Source organism: Nonomuraea sp. NPDC004702 (assembly GCF_053601695.1).
In genome coordinates this window covers 152,141-176,372 of sequence record NZ_JBSGCE010000014.1, presented here as the reverse complement: position 1 = coordinate 176,372, position 24,232 = coordinate 152,141, and the positions used below count along the sequence as shown (strand labels likewise).

Here is a 24,232-nt window from a genome sequence, read left to right as displayed (position 1 = left end):
GGTAGGCATGAGGATCGTTAATCCGGCGACGGAAGAGGTCGTCGCCGAGGTCGAGATGGCCGACGCGGCCGAGGTCGACCGGGCGGTGGAGCGGGCCGCGAAGGCGTACCGAAGCTGGCGGGAGGTGGCGCCGGGCGACCGGGCCCGGCTGCTGCGCCGCTTCGCCGACCTGGTGGACGCCCACGGCGAGGAGCTGGCCCGGCTGGAGCTGGACAACGCCGGGCACCCGATCGGCAACGCGCGCTGGGCGGCCGGGGCCGTCCGCGACGTGCTGCACTTCTACGCCGCCGCCCCCGAGCGCAACCACGGCAAGCAGATCCCGGTGCCCGGCGGCGTGGACATCACGTTCCAGGAGCCGCTGGGCGTGGTGGGCGTCATCGTGCCGTGGAACTTCCCGATGCTGATCATGTCGTGGGGCGTCGCCCCGGCGCTGGCGGCGGGCAACACGGTGATCGTCAAGCCGGCGGAATGGACTCCGCTCACGGCGCTGCGGCTGGCCGAGCTGGCCCTGGCGGCGGGCCTCCCCGAGGGGGTGCTCCAGGTGCTGCCCGGGGCAGGGGAGGTCGCGGGGGCCCGGCTGGTCGAGCATCCCGGCGTGGCCAAGATCGTGTTCACCGGCTCGACGGAGGTGGGCAAGGAGATCGCCGCGAAGGCGGCGGCGCAGGTCAAGCGGGTGACGCTGGAGCTGGGCGGCAAGTCCGCGAACATCGTCTTCGCCGACTCGGATCTCGAAAAAGCAGCAAAAACCGCCCCTTATGCGGTCTTCGACAACTCCGGCCAGGACTGCTGCGCCCGCTCGCGCATCCTCGTCCAGGCCGAGGTGTACGACGAGTTCCTGGAACGCCTGTCGGCGGCGGTGCGCGGCGTCAAGGTCGGCGACCCGCTCGACGAGTCCACCGAGATGGGCCCGCTGATCAGCGCCGAGCACCTGGAACGCGTCCGCGGCTTCGTCGAGGGCACGCCCTACCTCCAGGGCGACTGCCCCCAGGGCAAGGGCTTCTGGTTCCCGCCGACGGTGCTCACCTCCAAGGTCACCGACCGCGCCTTCACCGAGGAGATCTTCGGCCCGGTCGTGTCGGTGGTGCCGTTCGCCGACGAGGCCGAGGCCGTGCGCATCGCCAACGACACCCCGTACGGGCTGAGCGGCTCCATCTGGACGCGCGACGTCGGGCGGGCGCTGCGGGTGGCCCGCGCGGTGGAGTCGGGCGCCCTGTCGGTGAACTCGCACTCCTCGGTGCGCTACTGGACCCCGTTCGGCGGCTTCAAGCAGTCCGGCCTCGGCCGTGAGCTCGGCCCCGACGCCTTGACGGCCTTCACCGAGACCAAGAACGTCTTCATCTCCTGGGAGTGACAGTGCAGCGTTTGCAGGACCGCGTGGCCGTGATCACCGGCGCGGGCAGCGGCATCGGGCTGGCCACGGCGCGCAGGTTCGCGCAGGAGGGCGCGAAGGTCGTCTGCGTCGACATCGACGAGGAGGCCGGGGCCAAGGCCGCGGGCGAGGTCGGCGGCCTCTTCGTCAAGGCCGACGTGACCAGCGAGGACGACGTCGTCCGGATGTTCGCCACGGCCCACGAGACCTACGGCAGCGTGGACGTCGCCTTCAACAACGCCGGCATCTCGCCGCCCGACGACGACTCGATCCTGGAGACCGGCCTCGACGCCTGGCGCCGCGTCCAGGAGGTGAACCTGACCAGCGTGTACCTGTGCTGCAAGCACGCCATCCCGTACATGCGGCGGCAGGGCAAGGGGTCGATCATCAACACCGCCTCGTTCGTGGCGGTGATGGGGTCGGCCACGTCGCAGATCTCGTACACGGCCTCCAAGGGCGGCGTGCTGGCGATGTCGCGCGAGCTGGGCGTGCAGTTCGCCCGCGAGGGCATCCGGGTCAACGCGCTGTGCCCGGGGCCGGTGAACACGCCGCTGCTGCAGGAGCTGTTCGCCAAGGACCCCGAGCGGGCCCAGCGGCGTCTGGTGCACATCCCGGTGGGCCGCTTCGCCGAGGCGTCGGAGATCGCCGCCGCCGTGGCGTTCCTGGCCAGCGACGACGCCTCCTTCATCACGGGGGCCGAGTTCCTGGTGGACGGCGGCATCTCCGGCGCGTACGTGACGCCGCTGTGACCCGTCCGGTCATCGGCGTCACGACGTACGTCGAGCCCGCCCGGTTCACCGTGTGGGACCTGCCCGTCGCGCTGCTGCCGTACATGTACGTCGAGAAGATCGTCCAGGCCGGCGGGCAGCCCGTGCTGCTGCCGCCGGCCGGCGATCCCGCCCAGGTCGTGGGGCGGCTCGACGGTCTCGTCCTGGCCGGCGGCGGCGACGTCGACCCGGCCAGGTACGGCCGGGCGGCGCACGAGCGCACCGGCTACGTCCGGGAGTTCCGGGACGAGGCCGAGTTCGCCCTCCTGGCGGCGGCCCTGGAGGCCGGGCTGCCGTTCCTGGGCATCTGCCGCGGCCTGCAGGTGCTCAACGTGCTGCTCGGCGGCACCCTGCACCAGCACCTGCCCGACGTGACCGGGCACACCGGCCACTCCCCCGCGCCCGGCGAGTTCGGCCACCTGCCGGTCACGCCCGTCCCCGGCAGCCGCCTGGCGAAGGTGCTCGGCACGGACCCGGTGGCGGTCCCGCACTACCACCACCAGGCCATCGACCGGCTCGGCCGGGGCCTCACGGTCACCGCCACGGCCGGCGACGGGACGATCGAGGCGGTGGAGCTCGACTCCGGCGGGTTCGCGGTGGCGGTCCAGTGGCACCCGGAGGCGGGCGAGGGACCGGCGCTCTTCGAGGCGTTCACGGCGGCCTGCTGAGACCGTTACTGGAAAGCTTCTTTACCTTTTCTGCGCCCTAAAATCCCGCGAAATCCCAGCTCAGGGGGCCATACCACCGCGTTATAGGAAACTTGTTGGGTACCGGGTCGCGCCATCCCGGTGTCACCCTGTGTTCATCCCCAGCCGGCCGGGGCTCTTCCACTCCACACCCCCCTGAGGAGCCAGAGAGTGAACCCCAAACTCAGGTTGGGGGCTGCCGCAATGCTCGCGCTAGCCCTGACCACCAGCTCGCTGGTGGGCGCCACGAGCGCCACAGCCCAAGCGTCGCAGGTGGCCGATCCTCCCAGCCCCGACGAGCGCAGGAACGCGATCGCCACCGCGCACAACGCGATCCTGGCCGACTCGGCGGCATTGCTGGCATCCGAGCAGGACACGTTCACGCTGACGTCGACCGTCGAAGGCGTCCGCGGCCTGCAGTACCTGACCTACGCCCGTAAGCACGCGGGCCTGCCCGTCTACGGCGGCGACGTGGTCGTCGCCACGGACGCCTCCGGCGCGGTGGTCGACACGGTCGCCACCGGGCAGCGCACGAAGATCGGGATCGGCACGAAGGCGAAGGTCACCGCGGCCCAGGCCGCCGTGACGGCCAGGGCCAAGGTGGCCAGGGTCGAGACCGTCGCCACGCCCGTGCTGTCCGTGCACGCCACCACGACGACCCCGCGGCTGGCCTGGGAGGTCCTCGTCACCGGCGCCACCGCCGCCGGTCACGAGACCAAGCTCCACGTCTACGTGGACGCCCTGACCGGCAAGGTCATCGACGACTGGGACGAGGTGCGCGACGGCACCGGCAACAGCTACTACGTCGGCACCGTCACCATCGACACCAGCCCCTCGTACACGATGCGCGACCCCCGCAGGAGCGGCGTCGCGTGCGGCGGCCAGAACGGCTCGCCGTACACGAAGACCACCGACACCTGGGGCAACGGCTCGGGCACGAACCTGGAGACTGCCTGCGTCGACGCGCTCTACGCCGCGCAGCGGGAATGGGACATGCTGAGCGCCTGGCTCGGCCGCAACGGCATCAACGGCCAGGGCGGCGGCTACCCGGCCCGCGTCGGCCTGGCCGACGTCAACGCCTACTGGAACGGCCAGTACGGCTCCTTCGGCCACAACTCCGCCAACTCCCAGCAGCTCACGTCGATGGACGTGGTCGGCCACGAGTTCGGCCACGGCATCTTCCAGTTCACCAGCGGCGGCTCGGGCAGCGGCAACGAGACCGGCGGCATGAACGAGTCCACCGGCGACATCTTCGGCGCGCTCACCGAGGCGTACGCCAACAACCCGAACGACCCGCCGGACTACCTGGTCGGCGAGGAGGTCAACCTCTCGGGGTCCGGGCCGATCCGCAACATGTACAACCCGTCGGCCCTCAGCCACCCGAACTGCTACAGCGCCTCCATCCCGAACACCGAGGTGCACGCGGCGGCCGGCCCGCAGAACCACTGGTTCTACCTGGTGGCCGAGGGCACCAACCCCTCGGGCAAGCCCGCCAGCACCCGCTGCGACAACGGCGCCGCGATCACCGGCATCGGCATCCGCAAGGCCGGTGAGGTGTTCATGTCCGCGCTGAACATGAAGACCCAGCCCTGGACGCACGCCAAGGCCAGGGTCGCCACCCTCCAGGCCGCCAAGACCCTGTACCCGGGCAGCTGCACCGAGTTCAACGTGGTCAAGAACGCCTGGGACGGCGTCAGCGTACGGGCCCAGTCCGGCGAGCCGACCTGCACCCAGGGCAGCAACGACTTCTCGGTCAACCTGAACCCCGCCTCAGGCAGCGTCACCCCCGGCCAGAGCACCACGACCACGGTGAGCACCACCGTGACCGGCGGCTCGGCGCAGTCGATCACCCTGCGGACCGGCACCCTGCCGGCCGGCGTGACGGCCTCGTTCAGCCCGGCCACCATCACCGCGGGGCAGAGCTCGACGCTGACGATCACCACCTCGGCGAGCAGCCCGCAGGGCAGCCACTCGATCGCCATCACGGCCGACGGCGCCGACGTGGACCGCCAGGCCACCTACAACCTGCAGATCGGGCAGAGCTCGCCGAACGACTACTCCTTCGGCGTGACCCCGTCGTCGGCCTCGGTGCAGGCCGGTCAGTCGGCCACCGCCACGGTCAGCACGCAGGTCACCGCCGGTCAGGCGCAGAGCATCGCCCTGGCGGCGAGCAACGTGCCCGCGGGCGTGACGGTCAGCTTCAGCCCGTCCACGATCACCGCCGGGCAGTCGTCCACGGTGACGTTCGCGACCACGAGCGGCGTGACGCCCAGCACGTACACGATCAGCCTGAACGCCGACGGCGCGAGCGCCGACCACTCGGCCTCCTTCAGCCTGACGGTGGGCGGCGGCCAGGGCACCACGTGGCAGACGTACACGGCCTACACGGCCGGACAGACCGTCACCTACCAGGGCACCAGCTACCGCTGCCTCCAGGCGCACACCAGCCTGCCGGGCTGGGAGCCGCCCAACACCCCTGCCCTCTGGCAGCCGGTCTAAGTCGCACGACCTGGGCGGCCACGCCGGGGTGGCCGCCCAACCCCCTTGAGGAGCCACAGATCGTGAACGCCATGCTCAGGCTGGGCGCCGCGGCCACCGCCGCGTTGGCCCTGACCCTCACCACGCCGGCCGGACCGGCCGGCGCCGCCGCCGACCCCGCGCCCGACATCCCCGTCGCGAACGTGACGGCGCATCTGAGCCAGTTGCAGTCCATCGCCACGAGCAACGGCGGCAACCGCGCCTCGGGCAGGCCGGGCTTCACCGCCTCGATGAACTACATCAAGGGCAAGCTGGACGCGGCCGGCTTCACCACCCGCGTGCAGAACTTCAGCGGCGGCAGCAACCTGATCGCCGACTGGCCGGGCGGCCCGGCCAACCAGACCGTGATGCTCGGCGCCCACCTCGACAGCGTCGCGGCCGGCCCCGGGATCAACGACAACGGTTCCGGCTCGGCCGCGCTCCTGGAGAACGCCCTCACCCTCGCCGCCCGCAAGCCCACCCTCACCAAGCACGTGCGGTTCGGCTGGTGGGGCGCCGAAGAGGCGGGCATGGTCGGGTCCAGGTACTACGTGCAGAACGGCGGCGCGAGCGGCGTCGAGGTGTACCTGAACTTCGACATGATCGCCTCGACCAACGCCGGTTACTTCGTCTACGACGACGACGCGGCGATCCAGCGCACCTTCAACGACTACTTCGCCACCATCGGCCTGCAGACCGAGGGCGACAGGGAGGGCGACGGCCGCAGCGACCACGCCTCGTTCAAGAGCGCGGGCGTCCGGGTCGGCGGCCTGGCCACGGGGGCCGGGGCGGTCAAGAGCTCGGCCCAGGCCGCCAAGTGGGGCGGCTCGGCCGGGCAGGCGTTCGACCGCTGCTACCACAGCGCCTGCGACAGCTACCCGAGCGCCATCAACACCACGGCGCTCGACCGCAACTCCGACGCCATCGCGTACGCCATATGGAAGCTCGCCGTGGGCACCAGCACGCCCACGGAGAACGACTACTCGATCTCGGTGACCCCGTCGTCGGCATCGGTCCAGGCCGGTCAGTCGGCTACCGCGGCGGTCAGTACCCAGGTCACGTCCGGCCAGGCGCAGAGCGTCGCGCTCTCCGCCGGGAACGTGCCGAGCGGGGTCACCGTCTCCTTCAGCCCGTCCACGGTTCAGGCGGGCCAGTCGTCCACCGTCACGATCGCCACCACCAGCGGCGTCGCGGCGGGGACGTACACCATAGGGATCAACGGCGACGGGGCGACGGCGGACCACTCCGCGTCCTTCACCCTGACCGTCGGAGGGGACGGCCAGGGCACCACCTGGACGGCTTACAAGTCGTACACGGCCGGAGACGTCGTCACCTACCAGGGGGTCAGCTACCGCTGCCTCCAGGCGCACACCAGCCTGCCGGGCTGGGAGCCGCCGAACGTGCCCGCCCTCTGGGCGCGGGCCTGACCTCAGGGCCTGTTGTCTGTAGGGCCTGATCCCGCGCGGGCCGGTCACCGCCGGCCCGCCCCGAGCTGCCGCGTGCGAGCTGACCTGCCATGACCGGCTCGCGCGCGGCCACCAACGCGGCCGCGACCCCGCCTCTCCGGGGCCGCGGCCGCTTTTCGCTGCGTGCGGGATGTCGCGGATGCCGCGGATGGTGGAGGGCGAAGCGCGACAACACCCCCATGACGGCACTAGGCTGACGGACATCACCGGCGAAACCGTGCGGGAGAGCACCCTGACAGCCGGTCAGGGTCCCTGAAGGAGCAAGCCCTCCCCGCGAACCTCTCAAGGCAAAGGACCGCGCGGCAGCCCTGTAAGGCGTTCTTACGGGGAGGTGACCTCTGGAAAGCAGGCCCTCGGGGCCTCGCCGAAGGTGAAAGTCCGGTAAAACTCGGGCGAAGCTCTCAGGCATCCATGACAGAGGGGGAGGATGCTGGCATCCAATCCTGTCCTGAGGTGCGACAAATGTCCCGACCTACGCCGCTACGAGACGTCCACGAGGCCCTAGGCGCCACGCTGACCGACTTCGCCGGCTGGCTCATGCCGCTCCGGTACGGCAGCGAGTCCGCGGAGCACAAAGCCGTCCGCGAGGCGGCCGGGCTGTTCGACCTCTCGCACATGGGCGAGATCTTCCTGACCGGTCCGCAGGCCGGAGAGGCCCTCGACTACGCGCTGGTCGGCCACCTGTCGGCGCTCGCGCCCGGCCGGGCCAGGTACACGATGATCGTGGACGAGCGCGGCGGGGTGCTCGACGACCTCATCGTCTACCGGCTGGCGGACGAGGAGTTCATGGTGGTGGCCAACGCCTCGAACTCCGACAAGGTCGCGGATGAGCTGAAAAATCGTACTAAGTCGTATGATGCGGCGGTCGATGACCGCTCCCAGCAGTACGCCCTCATCGCGATCCAGGGCCCGGAGGCCCAGGAGATCCTGGCCACGCTCACCGACGCCGACCTCGACGGTCTCAAGTACTACGCGGGCCTGCCCGGCGTGGTCGACGGCCGCCAGGCGCTCATCGCCCGTACCGGCTACACCGGCGAGGACGGCTTCGAGCTGTTCGTCGCCAACCAGGACGCCGTGCCGCTCTGGCGCGCCCTGGAGGCCGCGGGCGAGCCGCACGGGCTGCGCGCCGCCGGTCTGTCCAGCCGCGACACCCTCAGGCTGGAGGCCGGCATGCCGCTCTACGGCAACGAGCTGAGCTCCGACCTGACCCCGTTCGACGCGGGGCTGGGCAGAGTGGTGAAATTCGACAAGCCCGGTGACTTCGTCGGCAGGGCGGCACTGGAGGCGGTCAAGGACGACCAGCCCCGCCGCCGCCTCGTCGGCCTGGTCGCCCAGGGCCGCCGGGTGCCGCGTCACGGCTACCCGGTCACCCGCGACGGCGCCGTCGTCGGCGAGGTCACCAGCGGTGCGCCCTCCCAGACCCTGGGCAAGCCCATCGCGATGGCCTACGTGGACGCCGGGGCCGACACAGGTCTGGCCGTGGACATCCGGGGCAGCCATGAACCTATGGACCTGGTCGAGCTGCCCTTCTACAGGAGGAACAAGTGAGCAACATCCCTGACGACCTGAACTACACCAAGGAGCACGAGTGGGTGTCGGGCGTGGACGACGGCATCACCGTGACCGTCGGCATCACGGCCTTCGCCGCCGAGGCTCTTGGTGACGTCGTCTTCGTGCAGCTCCCCGAGGTCGGTTCGACCGTCGAGGCGGGTGACTCGGTCGGCGAGGTGGAGTCCACCAAGTCGGTGAGCGAGATCTACGCGCCCGTCGGCGGCGAGATCGTCGAGGTGAACTCGGCCGTGGCCGACGACCCGTCGCTGGCCAACAGCGACCCGTACGGCGACGGCTGGATGTTCCGCGTCCGCATGGAGGGCGACGCGGAGGACCTGCTGTCCGCCGAGGAGTACACGGCGCTCACCTCAGGCGAGTCCTGACACCAACGCCGGGGCCCGCCGCGGGCCCCGGCACTTCCTGAACTGAAGGGCGCCCATCAATGGCGATCAGCGTCTTCGACCTCTTCAAGATCGGCATCGGACCGTCCAGCTCCCACACGGGCGGCCCGATGGCCGCCGCGCACAAGTTCGCCCGCGGGCTGCACGACGACGGCCTGCTCCCCCGAGTGGCCCGCGTCGAGGTCATCCTGTACGGCTCGCTCGGCCTGACCGGCAAGGGCCACGGCAGCGACAAGGCGGTGCTGCTCGGCCTGTCCGGTGAGAAGCCGGAGCTGGTCGACGTCGACTCCGTCGACGCCCGCCTGGCCGAGATGCGCGCCGCGGGCACGGTCAAGCTCTACGGCGAGCACGAGATCCCCTTCGTCGTGGGCCAGGACCTCGTCTTCGAGCGCAAGATCTCCCTGCCCGAGCACCCCAACGGCATGCGCTTCACCGCCCGCGACGAGCAGGGCGAGACCGTGCGCGAGAAGGTCTACTTCTCCGTCGGCGGCGGCTTCGTCGTGGACGAGAAGGCCACCGGCGCCGACCGCATCAAGCCCGACGACACCGTCCTGCCCTACCCGTTCGCCTCGGGCGAGGAGCTGCTCAAGCACTGCTCGAACACCGGCCTGTCGATCTCCGCCCTGATGCTGGAGAACGAGAAGGCCTTCGGGCGCACCGAGGAGGAGATCCGCGCGGGCATCCTCAACCTGTGGCGGGTGATGTCGGAGTGCGTGCGGCGCGGCATCAGCAAGGAGGGCGTGCTGCCCGGCGGCCTGAAGGTCAAGCGCCGGGCCAACCAGCTCCACCGGCGGCTGCAGGCCGAGTCGGCCGAGAAGGACCCGCTGCAGGCGATGGACTGGGTGGCGCTGTTCGCCCTGGCCGTCAACGAGGAGAACGCCGCCGGCGGCCGCATCGTCACCGCCCCCACCAACGGCGCCGCGGGCATCATCCCGGCCGTGCTGACGTACTACACCAAGTTCGTCCCGAGCGCCGACGACGACGGCGTGGTGCGCTTCCTGCTCACGGCGGCCGCGATCGGCGTGCTGTTCAAGGAGAACGCCTCGATCTCCGGCGCCGAGGTCGGCTGCCAGGGCGAGGTGGGCTCGGCCTGCTCGATGGCCTCGGCCGGCCTGACCGAGGTCATGGGCGGCACCCCCGAGCAGGTGGAGAACGCCGCCGAGATCGGCATCGAGCACAACCTCGGGCTGACCTGCGACCCGATCGGCGGCCTGGTGCAGATCCCGTGCATCGAGCGCAACGCGGTGGCCTCCAACAAGGCCATCACGGCGGCCCGGATCGCCCTGCGCGGCGACGGCCGCCACTACGTGGCGCTGGACAAGGCCATCAAGACCATGCGCGACACCGGCCGCGACATGCTCGACAAGTACAAGGAGACCTCCCGCGGCGGCCTGGCCGTCAACGTCATCGAGTGCTGACCCGCCTCCGAGTGGTACCGTGAAGTTGTACCACTCGGAGGAGGCGACCATGTCCATCACCGCCAGCGAGGCTCGCCGTCGTCTGTTTCCCCTCATCGAAGAGGTCAACAACGACCGCACCGCCGTGGAGATCGTGTCCAAGAGCGGCAGCGCCTACCTGGTGGCCGCAGAGGAGTACGAAGCACTCCAGGAGACGGCCTACCTGCTACGTTCCCCGGCCAACGCCCGCCGGCTGATCGAGTCCTATCAGGAGGCGATCCAAGGGCGTCATGAGCGGCACGAACTGCTGGGCGACGAGGCTGCTCGGTGAAGGTGGCGTTCACCAGCCAGGGCTGGGAGGACTACGTCCACTGGCAGACGGCTGACCGGCAGGTGCTCAAGCGCATCAACCGGCTCGTCGAGGATGTCCTGCGCGATCCTTACGAGGGCATCGGCAAGCCCGGGCCCCTCAAGTACGCGTTGGCGGGCGCCTGGTCCCGGCGCATCACCGACGAGCATCGCCTGGTGTACCTCGTCCTGCACGACGAGATCGTCGTCCTGGAGGCTCGCTACCACTACGAGTAGACCCGCCCGGCCCCCTCCGCGTGGGAGAGGGCCGGGGGCCGGGGTTCAGGCGGATGAGCGGCAGATGACCGTGGTGGTGTGGCTGTCCACGCAGATCAGGCCGACCGCGGGGCTGAGGGCCTGGGCCAGCAGGCCGGGCAGGTGGTCCCCCACGCAGTGCATCTGGCCGTCTTCCCCGATCTTGCAGGGGATCAGCGGAAAGCCGTCGCCCGTCGCCGCGTGGGCGGCGGGCGCGGCGAGCGCGAGGGCGAGGGTTGCGGCGGCGAACGCGCCGATGATGCGGTGAATGACGACCTCCCGATCGGATTCGACGACGAAGGCGCCGAGTCGCGCCTTCTTCCTTCAGCTACGAGCAGCCGGCTGACTGGTCAGCGGCGCTCGGCCGGTTGGCGGCGGACGTGCACGCGGACGACCGCAGGCGTCTCGTCGTCGCGCACCTCACGGCGGATGCGGCCGACGATGTCCTGGTCGAGCTTGGTCACCACCGCGCCGACGTCCGCGTCGGAGGGGCAGGTCAGGGCGACGCGCAGGCCGTTGTCGGCGACCCGTACGCCCGCCCGGCCCAGGCCGTCCACGCCCTTGAGGCCCACGCACAGCATGGCCGTGCCGGTGCCGCTGGCCGCGCCCCGGCGTCCCCAGCCCAGGCTGAGCAGCAGCCAGCGCACGGCGAGCATGGCCAGGATCAGCATGGCGAAGGCCAGCAGCCACAACGTCCAGGGGTCGGCGGCCAGCGTGCGGGCGAACTCGGCGGGCAGCACCTTGGCGTTGCGCGGCAGGTCGAACAGCAGGCCCCGGCCGCGCAGCCAGCCGTAGCCGCCCACGGCGAGCAGGGCGAGGCCGACCAGGGCCAGGCCGACGCGGTTGCCCGTGTACTGCCGCATCACACGCCCTTCCTGCGCAGCCGGACGACGACCTCGCCGGTGCCGAGCGTGCCGACGCCGGCCAGCCGGTCGCCGACCGCCGTGCCGACCTGCCGGAGCATCGCGCCCGAGCTCTCCGGCCCGGTCACGACGGTGACCTCGATGGTGCGCCGGCGCAGCCGTACCCGGGCCCGGTCCACGCCGTTGACCTTCTGGGCGGCCGCGCGCAGGGTGCGCCGCAGCCCGGCGCGGGTGATGCCGATGACGATCAGCGGGTCGGACGTCTCGACCGGGACCGTCCTGGACCGTCCCGGCACGATCGCGAGCAGCAGCATCAGCAGCCCGGCCCCGGCGGTGAGCAGCGCGGCCGAGGAGACCTGCGGCCAGGTCCGCGCGCCGGCCAGCTCGACCGCCTCGTTCACCGGGACCCAGCCCAGCGGCTTGCCGAGCAGCGACGTCACCACCTCGGCGGTCGTCGCGCCGAGCACGGCGGCCAGGACGAGCGCGACGAGCGCGCCGGGCAGCGTGCGCGCCGGTCTGAGCGCCCGTCTCGCCCTGCGCAGCCCGGTGTGGTGCTGGGCGGTGATGGCTGCGGGCACCATCTGCTGAAGCGTGGTCATCACAACGACAGACGTACATGGGTGCGCGGGGGCCGCGACCGCGCCCTCGCCGCCCATTTGCCCGATCATTACGGCCGCACCAAGGAAAGTGAACCTCTCCCGCGCTCCGGAAAGGAATATGAACTTCACTCATATTCATTCGCCCGATATGCCGTTACCCTGCTGACATGGATGACCGCCGGCGCTACGACCGCGCCACCGCCGCGCTCGAACCGCCCTTCGCGATCCTCGACCTGGCGGCCATGCGGGCCAACGCGGCCGACCTGGTGCGCCGCGCCGCCGGCAAGCCGATCCGGGTGGCGAGCAAGTCCGTGCGCAGCCGCGCGGTCCTCGAACGCATCCTGGCCATGGACGGCTTCCGCGGCATCATGGCCTTCACCCTCCCCGAGGCCCTGTGGCTGGCCGGACAGGGTTTCACCGACATCCTGGTCGCCTACCCCACGGCCGACCGGCACGCGCTCGCCGCCCTGGCCGCCGACCCGCGGGCAGCCGCCGAGATCGCGATCACCGTCGACTCCCGCGAGCAGCTCGACTTCGTCGAGCAGGCCGTGTCGGACGTGCATCCCAGGGCCGAGCTGCGGCTCTCCCTCGACCTGGACGCCGGCTACGTCGCCCTCGGCGGCAAGTTCAGGGCCGGCGCGCTCCGCTCCCCCGTGCGCGAGCCCCACGAGGCCGCCGACCTGGCCACGGCCATCGCCAAGCGTCCGGGGCTGCGCCTGGTGGGGCTCATGGCCTACGAGGCGCAGATCGCCGGGGTGGGCGACGCCCCGCCGGGCAACGCCGCCTTCGCCCGCGTCGTCCGGGTCATGCAGGCCCGCTCGGCCCGCGAGCTGATCCTGCGCCGCGGCCGCGTCGTGAACGCCGTGCGCCAGGTCGCCGACCTGGAGTTCGTCAACGGCGGCGGCACGGGCTCGATCGAGACGACGGTCAGGGAGAAGGCGATCACGGAGGTCGCCGCCGGATCGGGCTTCTTCCACCCGCGGCTGTTCGACTTCTACCGGCGTTTCACCGGGCGTCCTGCGGCCCTGTTCGCGCTGCCGGTCGTCCGGCGGCCGGGGCCGGACACGGTGACGGTGCTGGGCGGCGGCTACCTCGCCTCCGGCCCTCCCGGGCCGAGCCGGCTGCCGCAGCCGTACCTGCCCGCCGGCCTGCGGTACGCGCAGGACGAGGGCGCGGGCGAGGTGCAGACCCCGCTGCTGGGCCAGGCGGCCCAGGAGCTGCGGGTCGGGGACCGGGTGTGGTTCCGGCACGCCAAGGCGGGCGAGATGTGCGAGCGCTTCGACACCCTCCACCTCGTGGACGGCGACACCCTGGCCGAGTCGGTGCCGACGTACCGGGGCGAGGGCCGGACGTTCCTGTGACCCCGGCCCCGGCCCCGGCACACCCGCTCAGCGCCGGCGGCGCCTGCGCCGGAACAGCACGATCGCGGCGCCGACGACCAGCACCGCGCCGACGCCGATGAGCACCGGCGCCAGGTTGGGCTGCTCGTCCTCCCACACCCCTTCGGGCTTGTCGCCGTAGTCGACCGGGCGGGCGGTCACCCCGAGGGCGTCCCCCACGGACGCCACGAAGTGGCCCGCCCGGGTCTTGACATCGGCGACCGTACGCTCGGCGACCCGCTTGGGGCTCACCCGGTCGGCGATGGCGTCGACCGTCTGCGCCAACTCCGCGCGCGTGCGCGCGATCCGCCGCTCCAACTCGTCGGGATCGGTGTCAGCCATGGCTCTCCTTTCGACCGTACGCGTGGTCGCGCCCGCTACGTTGTCCGTCGCGAGCTCCGTCCGTTCTGGTCGTGATCAGTCTGTCAGGTCGGCGTGCCGTACGGCACAGCGGCCGGGCCGGTAGGTTTGCCGGAGGAACTCAGGAGGGCCCATGACAGAGACCAAGCTCGCGCCCGGCGACGCCGCGCCCGAGTTCACGCTACCCACCGCCGACGGCGGCACCGTCTCCCTCGACAGCCTGCGCGGCAAGAGGGTGATCCTCTATTTCTACCCCGCCGCCATGACGCCCGGCTGCACCAAACAGGCCTGCGACTTCCGCGACAACCTCAGCCAGTTGACCGGCGAGGGTTTCGTCGTCCTCGGCGTGTCGAAGGACAAGCCGGAGAAGCTGGCCAAGTTCGTCGCCCGCGACGCCCTGACCTTCCCCTTGTTGTCGGACCCGGAGCTCGCCGTCCACCAGGCGTACGGCGCGTACGGCCCGAAGAAGCTCTACGGCAAGGAGATGATCGGCGTGATCCGCTCGACGTTCGTCATCGACGCCGACGGCAAGATCGAGCAGGCGCTCTACAACGTGAAGGCCACCGGCCACGTGGCCTCGCTCAAGAAGAAGCTCGGCCTGGCCTGACCCCGGCTCGCGGGCCCCGCCGACAGGGGGCCCGCGGTCGTCGCGGAAGGCTGCCCGGCCACGGCCGGAGCGCTAAGCTGTTCCCAGCCCGCCTCGGCGGGATCGCGGGCGTGGCGAAATGGCATACGCGGCAGGTTTAGGTCCTGTTGGTGGAGACACTGTGGGGGTTCGAGTCCCCCCGCCCGCACACGCGGCGGCTGCGCGGGCCGCGCCGTCCGGGAGGCCGGGTCGCGCGGTGCTTCCTCTTCACCGCGCGACCCGCGTCTCGATCATGATCCGCCATCACGATCTCCCTTTACTCGCCCGCGAGGGGCGCTCCCAGGTACCACCATGCCTGGTCCCCCGTAAGACCCATGTAAGACCTGGGTCGTAGGCGGACTTCCCCCTCCAGGCGGACAAACCCGCGGCGTGGCCTACATATCGTGATGATGTGTTCGGCAGGGTACGGGCGTGGTCGAGGCGCCACGGCGGGCTGGTGAGCGTCCTGCGGGTCGCCCCCCTCGCCGTCTTCAGCTTGCTTCTGGCGATCCCCTACGCCTCGCTCACCCCGGCGGGGGGCGGCCGGTACCTGGGCGTGGCGGGCTACGTCGCGCTCTCGGTGCTGCTGATCGCGCCGCTGCTGTGGCGGCGCAGGCCGCTGGCGGCGTACGCGGTGATCACGCTGGCCTCCTTCGGGCAGTGGCTGGCCCACGTCGACCCGCTGCCCGCCAACCTCGCGGTCATGGTGGCGTTGTGGACGGTCGCCTCCGAGTGCGCGTTCCGGTGGGCGCTGGCCGCCGGGCTGGTGGCCGAGCTGGGGATCTTCCTGGCGCTGGTGAACTGGTCCGTCGCCACCTTCGGCATGTTCTTCAGCGGCTCGATCTTCGTCGTCACCATCTGGCTGGCCGGCCTGTACGCCAACACCCGCCGGCGCTACCTCGAAGGGCTGGAGGAACGCGCCGAGCGGGCCGAGCGCGAACGCGACCAGCAGGCCAGGATGGCCGCGGCGGCCGAACGCACCAGGATCGCCAGGGAGCTGCACGACGTGGTGGCGCACAATGTCAGCGTGATGGTGGTGCAGGCCGACGGCGCGGGCTTCGCCCTCGACAGCGACCCCGAGCAGGCCCGGCTGGCCGTACGGAACATCTCCAAGACCGGGCGGGCGGCCCTGGCCGAGATGCGCAGGATGGTCGGCGTGCTGCGCGAGAACGAGGACGACGGCACCGACTACACCCCGCAGCCCGGCCTGGGCCAGCTCGAAGAGCTGGTACGCGGCGCCGGCGTGCCCGCCAGCCTGCGGATCGGCGGCGTGCCCGGCGAGCTTCCCGAAGGTCAGCAGCTCGCCGTCTACCGCATCGTCCAGGAGGCGCTGACGAACGCGCTCAAGCACGGCGGCCCGCACGTCCGGGCGCGGGTCGAGATCGACTACGGCGGGCCGGAGCTGGTCGTCCGGGTGACCGACGACGGGCGGGGCGCCGCCGCGCCGCGCAGCCCCGACGGGCACGGCCTGATCGGCATGCGCGAACGCGTCGGCATGTACGGCGGCGCGGTCTCGGCCGGTCCCCTGACCGGCGGCGGCTTCGAGGTGCTGGCCCGCCTCCCCACTGTCAGGGCGGCGTGATGATCAGGGTGATGCTGGTCGACGACCAGGAGCTGCTGCGGGCCGGGTTCAAGATGGTGCTCGGCGCCCAGCCCGACATCGACGTGGTGGCCGAGGCCGCCGACGGCGTCACGGCCCTGGAGCTGCTGGACCGCGTCGAGGTGGACGTCGTGCTCATGGACGTCCGCATGCCGCGCATGGACGGCGTCGAGGCGACCAGGCGCATCGACGGGCCGAAGGTGCTGATCCTGACCACGTTCGACCTCGACGAGTACGCCCTGGCCGCGATCAAAGCGGGCGCGGCCGGGTTCCTGCTGAAGGACGTGCCGCCGGCCGACCTGGTCAACGCCATCAGGCAGGTGCACGCGGGCGACGCCGTGGTCTCACCGCGCACGTTGCGCCGGATGCTGGACCGCTTCGCCGCCCAGTTGCCGGTGGAGGAGCTGCCGGCGGCGACCGAGCTGACCCCGCGCGAGCGGGAGGTGCTGCTCATGGTGGCCCGCGGCCTGTCGAACATGGAGATCGCGGGCCGCCTGGAGGTCGCCGAGGCCACGGTGAAGACGCATCTCGGCCGGGTGCTGGCCAAGCTGGGGCTGCGGGACCGGGCCCAGGTGGTCGTGTACGCCTACGAGGCGGGGCTCGTCGTGCCCTCGCATCGGCCGAAAGGCTGACGAGGGTCGTCTGAGGTCCTACACGAAGTCCCTCCTCAGGGCCCACAATTCCTGAAATTTCCACTCCTAACGTTGGTCGCGACGAGAAATTGCGACAAGGAGTGAAAGTGACCCTCACCGAGTCCTGGCGCGCGGCACCGCCCGCGGTGGTGGCCAAGGCCCTGACCAAGGTGTACGGCCAGGGCGACGCCCAGGTCCACGCCCTCCGCGGCGTGGACGTGGCCTTCGCCACCGGCGCCTTCACGGCGATCATGGGCCCGTCCGGCTCCGGGAAGTCGACGCTCATGCACTGCCTGGCCGGCCTGGACACCGCCACCTCGGGCACGGTGCACATCGGCGACGTCGAGCTGACCGGCCTGGCCGACCGGCAGCTCACGCTGCTGCGCCGGGAGCGGATCGGCTTCATCTTCCAGGCGTTCAACCTGCTGCCCACGCTGACCGCCGAGCAGAACATCAGGCTGCCCCTGGACATCGCCGCCCGGCAGGCGGACGAGGAGCTGTTCGCCCGGGTCATCGACACCGTCGGGCTGCGGAACCGGCTCGGGCACCGGCCGACCGAGCTGTCCGGCGGCCAGCAGCAGCGCGTGGCCGTGGCCAGGGCCCTGATCAGCAAGCCGCAGGTGATCTTCGCCGACGAGCCCACGGGCAACCTGGACTCGTGCAGCGGCTCGGAGATCCTGTCCTTCCTGCGCACCTCGGTCCGCGAGCTCGGCCAGACCATCGTCATGGTCACCCACGACCCGGTCGCGGCGGCCTACGCCGACCGGGTGGTGTTCCTGCGCGACGGCGAGCTGGTCACCGAGATCACCTCGCCGTCGCCGCAGGCCGTCCTGGACACGCTCGTGAAGCTGGAGGGCTGAGGTGCTGAAGACGGCGCTGGCCGGGCTGCGCGCGCACAAGCTCAGGCTGCTGCTCACCTCGCTGGCGATCACGCTCGGGGTGGGCTTCATCGCGGGCACGTTCGTGCTGAACGACACCATCCAGGCGGGCTTCTCCCAGCGCGTCACCGCCGACGCCGACAAGGTGGACGTGGCCGTCCTGCCCAAGGAGCGCGACGGCGTGCTGCCGGAGAAGGCCCTGGAACGGGTGCGCGCCCTCGCCGGCGTGACCGAGGCGCAGGGCCTGATCCGCGACCCCGCGCCGCTGCTCGGCAAGGACGGCAGGGCGGTCGGCAGCAGCCCGACCACGGCCCTGTCCATCGTCCCCGGCCCGCTGGACCGCACCGCGATCGTCGCGGGCACCGGCCCGGGCACCGACGACCAGGCGGCCGTGCTGGACAAGAACACCGCGAAGTCGCAGGGCCTGCGGCTCGGCGACACGATCACCGTGCTCGACCGCAAGCAGGCCCGCCACCAGTTCCGGCTGGTCGGCCTGCTCGACCCCGGGGTGGACCAGGAGCTCTCCTTCACCGGCGCGGTCGGCTTCACCGCGGCCACCGCGCAGCGCATGACCGGCGCCAAGGGCTACCGCGAGATCGACGTCGCCGGCTCGGCCCCCGGGCTGAAGCAGGCCGTGGCCGCGGCGCTCGGCGACGCGTACGAGGTCAAGTCCGGCACGGAGCTGGCCGACGACCTGGCGGCCTCGGCCGGGCTGTCGATGCGCACGCTGACCATCGGCCTGCTGCTGTTCGGGGCTGTGGCGATGATGGTGGCCGCGCTGGTCATCTACAACACCTTCACCATCCTGGTCGCGCAGCGCACCCGGGAGATGGCGCTGCTGCGCTGCATCGGCGCGACCCGCGGGCAGGTGTTCGGCTCGATCGTGCTGGAGTCGGTCGCGGTCGGGGTGCTCGCCTCCGCGCTCGGCCTGCTGGCCGGTTACGGGCTGGCCATGCTCGCCCTGACGCTGCTGGCCGCGTTCGACGCCCCCATGCCCACGGACGCGGCGGTCGCGCTGACGCCGGCCACCGTCGGGATCGGCCTGGCCGTCGGCCTGGTCGTCACCCTGTTCGCGGCCCTGCTGCCCGCGCGGGCGGCCACGCGCGTGCCGCCGGTCGCGGCGCTGCGCGCCCAGCCGGAGGAGCAGGACTTCCGCACCGGCCTGCTGCGCTCGGTGTTCGCGGGGCTGTTCCTGCTGGCCGGGGCGGGCCTGACCGCGTACGGCGTGGCGGGGCTGCCGGCGGGCGAGACGAGCACGCTGTTCGTCGTGATGGCGGGCGGCGCGCTGGTCTTCCTGGCCGTGCTGATCCTCGGGCCGGTGCTGGTCGGGCCGCTGAGCGCGGTGGTGGGCTGGGTCCCGGCCAAGCTGTTCGGCGTGCCCGGACGCCTGGCCCTGGACAACTCGGCCCGCAACCCCCGGCGTGCCGCGACCACCACGGTCGCGCTCACCATCGGCGTCACGCTGATGACGCTGATCTCGGTGCTCAGCGCCTCCACCCGGCTGACCGTGTGGAACAAGCTCGACGAGCAGTTCCCGGTCGACTACATGCTGGCCGGCCAGGTGCAGGACAGCGGGGTGCCGAGGTCGGTGGCCGAGAAGCTGCGCGGCCGTCCCGAGCTGGCCTCGGTGCTGCAGATCCGCGAGACCCCGGCCAAGGTGGGCGACCGGCGCTTCGACATCGGCACCTACCACGGGACCGTCACCCCGGAGGTACTGTCCGGCTCGATGGCGGGCCTGTCGGCCGGGCAGGTCGCGCTGCTCGACTACGCGGCCTCCGCCCTGGGCGTCAAGGTCGGCGACACGGTCACGGTGAAGACCGAGCTGGCCGGGTCCGTGCCGCTGAAGGTGGTCGCCGTCCTCGCCGGGACGAACTCCACCCTGCCGCCGCTCACCGTCGCCGAGCGGCCGTTCGACACCTACTACGACCGGGTGCCCGACTCCCGCGTGATGATCAACATCCGTGACGGCGTCGCGACCGACCAGGCCCGCCAGGTGGTCAAGGCCGCGATCGCGGCCCATCCCACCGTCCAAATGGCCAGCTCGACCGAGGTGCGCGGGCAGTTCGACGAGACCCTGGACATGCTGCTCATGATCGTGACCGGGCTGCTCGGGCTGGCGATCCTGATCTCGCTGCTCGGCATCGCCAACACCCTGTCGTTGTCGGTGCACGAGCGCACCAGGGAGTCGGCGCTGCTGCGGGCGCTCGGGCTGACCCGGCCGCAGCTGCGGCGGATGCTCTCGGTCGAGGCGCTGCTGCTCGGCCTGATCGGGGCGCTGGTCGGCGTGGTGCTCGGCGGCGTGTTCGGCTGGGCCGCGGTACGGGCGATGTTGCCCGGTGCGGTGTTCTCCGCGCCGCTCGGGCAGATCGCGCTGTTCGTGGTGCTCTCGGGGCTGGCGGGCGTGCTGGCCGCCGTGGTGCCGGCCCGGCGGGCGGCCAGGGCGTCGATCGTCGGCTCGCTGGCTACCGGTTAATCCCTGATAAAAGTGAATAAAAGCGAAAAATCAGGATAGAGGGTACGCGCAGGGGGCTGCGCGGCCTCATGGGACGGGTGTCGTGGGGGACGCCGAGGCCGCGCGGCCACATACGTGCCGCCAGACCAGAAGCCAGGTCGGGCGCCAGGTCGGACGCCCCATGGGGGGCGCGGCCACGTACGTGCCGCCAGGTCGGGCGCCCCATGGGGGCGGCGCCCGGCCCCGCGTGCGCCACGCGGTCAGCGCGGGGTGCGGCCCGGCCAGAGCTCGGCGACGGTCTCGGGGTCCAGCAGCGGCCGCACCACGACCTCCCCGGACGCCTTGTCGATCACGATGCACGCCCCGCCGACCGTGTCCGGCAGGGTGGCGGGGTCGTCGGGGTCGAGCTCCCGGATCCAGGCGACGTACCCGTCGTGGAAGCCGTACAGGCCCACCGACAGCGGCTCGTCCGGCGGACGCGTCCCGTTGACGTACTCCTCCGCCAGCGCCCTGGCCTGGTCCATGTTCATCGCGGCCGCCCCTGCCGGTCGAGGATCATGCAGAACACCCCCGTCACCGTCGCGTACGGCGGCTCGACCGACATGTGCCCGCGCTGGGCGTCGATCCAGATCACCTCGCTGCCGGAGTTGACCGCGTTCCAGACGTGCGATCCGCCGCCCGGCCAGCGCACCACGATGACGGCGCTCGCGCCGTGCCCGGCCTCCAGCAGCCGCCGGGCGATCATGGGGTAGGCGTGCCGCCCCTGGCCCGCATGCTGGAACCGCTGGCCGGTCCACCGCTCGATCCGGGCCGCTCCGCCCTTCTCGCCGGTCAGCAGCGGACGGCCGATCCCGTCGTACTCGGGGAGCCTGGGGGCGGCGGTGGCGGGCTCGCCGTGCCAGGTGGACAGCACGGCCAGGGCGCAGTCGGCGGCGTTGGAGGCCCGGAACGGGTCGTCCGCCGGGCCGCCGCCGTTGATCAGCCGGACCCAGGTGCCGCGCGGGTCGGGGAACCGGGTGCCGGGCTCCAGCGCCTGCCTCAGGTCCCGTTCCACCTGCGGGTCGGGCTGTGCCAGCCCGCCGGGCAGCCCGTACGGACGGCTGTCGGCCAGCCTCGGCGGCCGCCGCTCGCCCTCGAACCAGTCGACGGCGGCACGGTTCCTCGCCCGGTCGATCCGGGCCTCCAGCGGATGCCGTCCGTCCGCGCCACAGGCCCCGTCCCTCTCCCCGAACTCCAGCCGCCGCATCCCGCTGACCGCCGCCCCGAACCCCCGCGTCACCGCGCCCCCGGGTCTCTCCGGCCCGCCGGTCCCGCCCCCTGGGAACTCCCCCGGCTCCCGCGCGTCCAGCCCGGCTCCAGCCGGGCTGCCCTTGCCCGGACCGGCCGCACGCAGGCTGCCCGCGTCCGGACCGGCCGCACGCGGGCTGCCCGGCTCCGGGGCGGCTTCCCGCAGGTCGCTTCCGCGTGCCGCGCCTGCCTGCGGGGTGGCTCCGTTCAGGCCGATCTCGCGCGGGGCGGCCGGCGCGGGTGCGGCTCCGTGCGGATCGCGGGCCGGGTGAGCCGTCGTGCGCGACGCCGCCTCCTCCGGGAGCTCCCGCCCGTCGGGCGCGTCAGGACGTCCCTCCTGATGTCCGGACGTGCCGGTCCGACGTCCGGACGTGCCGGTCCGCGGCTCCCCGGCGTTCGGCACTTCTGTGGCGGCCTGCACGTCGGTCGCCGCGCCGACGTCGGCGTCGCAGCCGGTCGGCTCGGTGGAAGGCGGCGCCGGACCGTCCGGCACATCCGTCGGCGGCGGGCCGGGACGTGCGTCCTCCCGTTCGTCCGGGAGGGTGAGGCGGCTGAGGGTGTTCAAGCTGAACGTCAGGCCGTACGGCGTGCCGGCGCGGGCCGGGGCCGGGCGGGTGGCGAGACCGGTGAGCACGTCCAGGGCGGAGGCCACACCAGGGGCGGGGGCTGTGGCGGGCTGGGGGGACGGATGGGAAGGAGGAGGGGCCTGCGTACGGAGGCCGGGTGGCGGCGGCTCCTCGTCGGGGGCGCTGGAGGCGGCGGGCGTTAAAGGGGCCGAGCCCTCACGGGAGGAGGGGACCTCGGTCGTGGCGGGCGCTTCGCCGGGCACGTCCTCGGCGGCACGTTCGTAGTCGAGCCACCGGACCCCCTCCCCCACCACCGGGTTGTACTGCCCCTCCGGAAGGACCCCTCGGACGCTCGACTTGCGTTCGCGGACCACGTCCTGCCTCCTGTCCTGCTTGGACGACCGATCGTAGGGCCGCCGTCGCGTCCGAGAGGGGGAAGTGGGGAAGATTATCCGTCAGGGGGAACGGCTTTACCTGCGCAAACGTCCGCGAATCAGGCCACCTGGACCGTCACGGCCGGCCACCCGCTGGCGCCGTCGGGCGCGGGCGGCGCCTGCCGTTCGGTCTGGGTGTGACCCGCCGCGTCCGTGGCCCGCGCCTCGATCGTGTGCTCCCCGGGGGTGGCGTCCCAGTCGAGCGCCCACTGCCGCCAGGTGTCGGGCCCCGGCACGGCGGCCAGCCGCGCCTGCCGCCACTCGCCGCGATCGACCCGCACCTCGACGGCGTCCACCCCGGTGTGCTGGGCCCACGCCACCCCGGCGATGGTCGTGCGCCCGGCCTTGAGCGAGGCGCCGCTCTTCGGGACGTCGATGCGCGACTCCGTCTTGATCGGCCCCTTGGCGGCCCACCCGCGTGGCGTCCAGTACGCCTGGTCCCGGTCGAACCGGGTCACCTTCACGTCCACCACCCACTTGGTGGCCGACACGTACCCGTACAGGCCGGGCACCACCTGGCGGACGGGGAAACCGTGCTCGAACGGGAGCGCCTCGCCGTTCATGGCGATGGCGAAGAGGGCGTCGCGGCCGTCCATCACGACGTCCACGGGCGTGCCGCAGGTGAAGCCGTCGTCGGAGGTGGACAGCAGCATGTCGGCGCCCGGCTGGAGCCCGGCACGGCGCAGCAGGTCGGCCATGCGTACGCCGAGCCAGCGGGCGTTGCCGACGTACGGGCCGCCCACCTCGTTGGAGACGCAGGTCAGGGTGATGTCGGCCTCGGTGAGCGGCAGGTTCAGCAGCTGGGCGTAGGTGATCTCGACCGGCCTGTCCACCATGCCGTGGATGCGAAGCCGCCAGGCGCGCGGGTCCACCTGGGGGACGACGAGTGCCGTATCAACCCTGTAGAAGTCCTGATTTTTCGTGATGAAGGGGGACAGGCCGGGGATGCGGAGGTCCGTACCGGGGGGAAGGGGGCGGGCGGGCGTCGCGGGCCTGGGCAGCGCCAGGTTCACCCGCGTCGCAGCCAGCTCCCGCCGCCCGCCGAGCTGCCGGCCCAGCGCGGCCGACGCCCCCGCCACCACGATCCCGCCCGCCACCCCGGTGATCAGCCGCCGCCGGTCGAAACCGCGCTCCCCCGCCCCGGCCCGCATCACAGCCGGCCGCTCCACAGCCCCCTCACCCCCCGCACCGACCTCGGAGCCCGCACCGCCGCCCCCGCCGACACCGCCGACCCCAGGCGCCGCCTCGCCACCGGCCTCAGCGCCCGCGACCGGGCCACCGGCCTCAGCGCCCGCGACCGCGCCACCGACCTCGGAGCCCGCCGTGGCCGTACCGCGACCACCGCCCGCGCGCCGCAGCAGCCACCCCAGCGCCAGCCCCCCGCACAGGACCCCGGCCACCGTGGGCAGCACGTCCGCCGCCCCCGCCCCAGGACGGGTGAGCACCGCGGCCACCCCCACCACCCCGAACAGGGCCAGCCCCGCGTACCCGTACGCCAGCCGCCGCCGCGCCAGCACGCCGATGAGGGCCGCGATCCCGGCGAGCACCACGAGCACGCCCCCGATGAGGACGGTCTTGTCGTTCTCCCCGAACGTGTTGATCGCGAAATCCTTGACCGGCGCCGGCGTCAGGTCGACGGCGGCGTCCCCCACCGCCACCACCGGAAAGGTCTCAGGACCGGCGAGCCCGGCGACGAGCTGCGCGATCCCCAGCGCCAGCGCGCCCGCCGTGAGCCCCGCCAGGGCGCCGGCCCAGGCGGGCACCGTCTCGTTCTTCTGCACGGTACGACGTTACGTCGCC

General features: G+C 72.2%; 22 protein-coding genes, 1 tRNA gene and 2 riboswitches. Of the genes, 17 read left to right on the top strand and 6 right to left on the bottom strand.

What is annotated here, in order from left to right:
- Positions 1–7: 7 nt before the first annotated feature.
- From ACWEJ6_RS19900 to ACWEJ6_RS19855, 10 genes are all read left to right on the top strand, one after another.
- Entirely contained in the window at positions 8–1,351 is a 1,344-nt protein-coding gene (locus ACWEJ6_RS19900; protein WP_397162504.1) for an aldehyde dehydrogenase family protein, read from the top strand.
- Between the two features lie 2 nt (positions 1,352–1,353).
- Positions 1,354–2,118: a 3-oxoacyl-ACP reductase gene (locus ACWEJ6_RS19895; RefSeq protein ID WP_364324614.1), complete on the top strand. Its 765-nt coding sequence runs from the start codon at positions 1,354–1,356 to the stop codon at positions 2,116–2,118.
- Positions 2,115–2,804, top strand: coding sequence for a gamma-glutamyl-gamma-aminobutyrate hydrolase family protein (locus ACWEJ6_RS19890; RefSeq protein ID WP_364324617.1), 690 nt, complete (start codon positions 2,115–2,117; stop codon positions 2,802–2,804). Before ACWEJ6_RS19895 ends, ACWEJ6_RS19890 begins: the two co-directional genes overlap by 4 nt.
- 222 nt (positions 2,805–3,026) lie before the next feature.
- Complete coding sequence (locus ACWEJ6_RS19885; RefSeq protein WP_452425192.1) at positions 3,027–5,321, top strand: M4 family metallopeptidase; 2,295 nt, start codon at positions 3,027–3,029, stop codon at positions 5,319–5,321.
- 71 nt (positions 5,322–5,392) lie between these two features.
- Positions 5,393–6,766, top strand: a complete 1,374-nt coding sequence (locus ACWEJ6_RS19880; protein WP_364326137.1) for a M28 family peptidase — start codon at positions 5,393–5,395, stop codon at positions 6,764–6,766.
- 249 nt (positions 6,767–7,015) lie between these two features.
- Positions 7,016–7,113, top strand: a riboswitch (glycine riboswitch).
- A gap of 20 nt (positions 7,114–7,133) precedes the next feature.
- Positions 7,134–7,233, top strand: a riboswitch (glycine riboswitch).
- A gap of 34 nt (positions 7,234–7,267) precedes the next feature.
- The gene (gene gcvT, locus ACWEJ6_RS19875) at positions 7,268–8,353 is read left to right on the top strand and encodes a glycine cleavage system aminomethyltransferase GcvT (protein WP_452425190.1); all 1,086 of its coding nucleotides are present in this window, start codon (positions 7,268–7,270) and stop codon (positions 8,351–8,353) included.
- Complete coding sequence (gcvH, locus tag ACWEJ6_RS19870) at positions 8,350–8,739, top strand: glycine cleavage system protein GcvH (RefSeq protein ID WP_352324995.1); 390 nt, start codon at positions 8,350–8,352, stop codon at positions 8,737–8,739. Before gcvT ends, gcvH begins: the two co-directional genes overlap by 4 nt.
- A 59-nt stretch (positions 8,740–8,798) precedes the next feature.
- A complete protein-coding gene (locus tag ACWEJ6_RS19865) occupies positions 8,799–10,175 on the top strand; it encodes an L-serine ammonia-lyase (RefSeq protein ID WP_387667874.1) in 1,377 nt (458 codons plus the stop codon).
- Positions 10,176–10,224: 49 nt separating this feature from the next.
- Positions 10,225–10,485 carry a type II toxin-antitoxin system Phd/YefM family antitoxin gene (locus ACWEJ6_RS19860; protein WP_352350160.1) on the top strand — a complete coding sequence of 87 codons (261 nt, stop codon included), beginning with the start codon at positions 10,225–10,227 and terminating at the stop codon, positions 10,483–10,485.
- Positions 10,482–10,739: a Txe/YoeB family addiction module toxin gene (locus ACWEJ6_RS19855; protein ID WP_452425187.1), complete on the top strand. Its 258-nt coding sequence runs from the start codon at positions 10,482–10,484 to the stop codon at positions 10,737–10,739. Before ACWEJ6_RS19860 ends, ACWEJ6_RS19855 begins: the two co-directional genes overlap by 4 nt.
- Before the next feature lie 368 nt (positions 10,740–11,107).
- Here ACWEJ6_RS19855 and ACWEJ6_RS19850 read toward each other — a convergent pair whose 3' ends face one another.
- Together ACWEJ6_RS19850 and ACWEJ6_RS19845 are read right to left on the bottom strand one after the other, a co-directional pair.
- On the bottom strand, positions 11,108–11,620 hold the full coding sequence (locus tag ACWEJ6_RS19850; protein ID WP_397169565.1) for a hypothetical protein: 513 nt from the start codon (positions 11,618–11,620) through the stop codon (positions 11,108–11,110).
- Positions 11,620–12,201 carry a DUF6286 domain-containing protein gene (locus ACWEJ6_RS19845; RefSeq protein WP_352350154.1) on the bottom strand — a complete coding sequence of 194 codons (582 nt, stop codon included), beginning with the start codon at positions 12,199–12,201 and terminating at the stop codon, positions 11,620–11,622. The genes ACWEJ6_RS19850 and ACWEJ6_RS19845 overlap by 1 nt, the downstream gene beginning before the upstream one ends.
- 185 nt (positions 12,202–12,386) lie before the next feature.
- Between ACWEJ6_RS19845 and ACWEJ6_RS19840 the strand changes: the two genes are divergently transcribed.
- Positions 12,387–13,580, top strand: coding sequence for an amino acid deaminase/aldolase (locus ACWEJ6_RS19840; protein ID WP_452425184.1), 1,194 nt, complete (start codon positions 12,387–12,389; stop codon positions 13,578–13,580).
- A gap of 27 nt (positions 13,581–13,607) precedes the next feature.
- Here the strand turns inward: ACWEJ6_RS19840 and ACWEJ6_RS19835 are convergent, their stop codons facing one another.
- On the bottom strand, positions 13,608–13,940 hold the full coding sequence (locus tag ACWEJ6_RS19835; protein WP_352350150.1) for a DUF3618 domain-containing protein: 333 nt from the start codon (positions 13,938–13,940) through the stop codon (positions 13,608–13,610).
- A 151-nt stretch (positions 13,941–14,091) separates the two neighbouring features.
- Between ACWEJ6_RS19835 and bcp the strand changes: the two genes are divergently transcribed.
- The 6 genes from bcp (at position 14,092) to ACWEJ6_RS19805 (ending at position 20,166) form a co-directional block, all read left to right on the top strand.
- The gene (gene bcp, locus ACWEJ6_RS19830) at positions 14,092–14,565 is read left to right on the top strand and encodes a thioredoxin-dependent thiol peroxidase (RefSeq protein WP_352350148.1); all 474 of its coding nucleotides are present in this window, start codon (positions 14,092–14,094) and stop codon (positions 14,563–14,565) included.
- 104 nt (positions 14,566–14,669) lie between these two features.
- A tRNA-Leu gene (locus ACWEJ6_RS19825) sits at positions 14,670–14,752 on the top strand.
- Positions 14,753–14,995: 243 nt separating this feature from the next.
- On the top strand, positions 14,996–16,165 hold the full coding sequence (locus tag ACWEJ6_RS19820; RefSeq protein WP_452425181.1) for a sensor histidine kinase: 1,170 nt from the start codon (positions 14,996–14,998) through the stop codon (positions 16,163–16,165).
- Positions 16,165–16,815 carry a response regulator transcription factor gene (locus ACWEJ6_RS19815; RefSeq protein WP_397162495.1) on the top strand — a complete coding sequence of 217 codons (651 nt, stop codon included), beginning with the start codon at positions 16,165–16,167 and terminating at the stop codon, positions 16,813–16,815. Before ACWEJ6_RS19820 ends, ACWEJ6_RS19815 begins: the two co-directional genes overlap by 1 nt.
- A 107-nt stretch (positions 16,816–16,922) precedes the next feature.
- Entirely contained in the window at positions 16,923–17,675 is a 753-nt protein-coding gene (locus ACWEJ6_RS19810) for an ABC transporter ATP-binding protein (RefSeq protein ID WP_452425179.1), read from the top strand.
- Position 17,676: 1 nt separating this feature from the next.
- Entirely contained in the window at positions 17,677–20,166 is a 2,490-nt protein-coding gene (locus tag ACWEJ6_RS19805; protein WP_452425177.1) for an ABC transporter permease, read from the top strand.
- Between the two features lie 239 nt (positions 20,167–20,405).
- Here the strand turns inward: ACWEJ6_RS19805 and ACWEJ6_RS19800 are convergent, their stop codons facing one another.
- The 3 genes from ACWEJ6_RS19800 to ACWEJ6_RS19790 form a co-directional block, all read right to left on the bottom strand.
- The gene (locus ACWEJ6_RS19800; RefSeq protein ID WP_452425174.1) at positions 20,406–20,675 is read right to left on the bottom strand and encodes a hypothetical protein; all 270 of its coding nucleotides are present in this window, start codon (positions 20,673–20,675) and stop codon (positions 20,406–20,408) included.
- Positions 20,672–22,372: a toxin glutamine deamidase domain-containing protein gene (locus ACWEJ6_RS19795; RefSeq protein ID WP_452425172.1), complete on the bottom strand. Its 1,701-nt coding sequence runs from the start codon at positions 22,370–22,372 to the stop codon at positions 20,672–20,674. The genes ACWEJ6_RS19800 and ACWEJ6_RS19795 overlap by 4 nt, the downstream gene beginning before the upstream one ends.
- Before the next feature lie 119 nt (positions 22,373–22,491).
- Positions 22,492–24,213: a molybdopterin-dependent oxidoreductase gene (locus tag ACWEJ6_RS19790; RefSeq protein ID WP_452425170.1), complete on the bottom strand. Its 1,722-nt coding sequence runs from the start codon at positions 24,211–24,213 to the stop codon at positions 22,492–22,494.
- Positions 24,214–24,232: the final 19 nt, after the last annotated feature.

Bases quoted from the DNA above. Each gene is read 5' to 3' on its own strand.
- ACWEJ6_RS19885 (WP_452425192.1), top strand. From the start codon at position 3,027: ATGCTCGCGCTAGCCCTGACCACCAGCTCGCTGGTGGGCGCCACGAGC.
- ACWEJ6_RS19815 (WP_397162495.1), top strand. From the start codon at position 16,165: ATGATCAGGGTGATGCTGGTCGACGACCAGGAGCTGCTGCGGGCCGGG.
- ACWEJ6_RS19800 (WP_452425174.1), bottom strand. From the start codon at position 20,675: ATGAACATGGACCAGGCCAGGGCGCTGGCGGAGGAGTACGTCAACGGG.
- ACWEJ6_RS19860 (WP_352350160.1), top strand. From the start codon at position 10,225: ATGTCCATCACCGCCAGCGAGGCTCGCCGTCGTCTGTTTCCCCTCATC.
- ACWEJ6_RS19840 (WP_452425184.1), top strand. From the start codon at position 12,387: ATGGATGACCGCCGGCGCTACGACCGCGCCACCGCCGCGCTCGAACCG.
- ACWEJ6_RS19845 (WP_352350154.1), bottom strand. From the start codon at position 12,201: ATGGTGCCCGCAGCCATCACCGCCCAGCACCACACCGGGCTGCGCAGG.
- ACWEJ6_RS19850 (WP_397169565.1), bottom strand. From the start codon at position 11,620: ATGCGGCAGTACACGGGCAACCGCGTCGGCCTGGCCCTGGTCGGCCTC.
- ACWEJ6_RS19865 (WP_387667874.1), top strand. From the start codon at position 8,799: ATGGCGATCAGCGTCTTCGACCTCTTCAAGATCGGCATCGGACCGTCC.
- ACWEJ6_RS19880 (WP_364326137.1), top strand. From the start codon at position 5,393: ATGCTCAGGCTGGGCGCCGCGGCCACCGCCGCGTTGGCCCTGACCCTC.
- bcp (WP_352350148.1), top strand. From the start codon at position 14,092: ATGACAGAGACCAAGCTCGCGCCCGGCGACGCCGCGCCCGAGTTCACG.
- ACWEJ6_RS19835 (WP_352350150.1), bottom strand. From the start codon at position 13,940: ATGGCTGACACCGATCCCGACGAGTTGGAGCGGCGGATCGCGCGCACG.
- ACWEJ6_RS19900 (WP_397162504.1), top strand. From the start codon at position 8: ATGAGGATCGTTAATCCGGCGACGGAAGAGGTCGTCGCCGAGGTCGAG.
- gcvT (WP_452425190.1), top strand. From the start codon at position 7,268: ATGTCCCGACCTACGCCGCTACGAGACGTCCACGAGGCCCTAGGCGCC.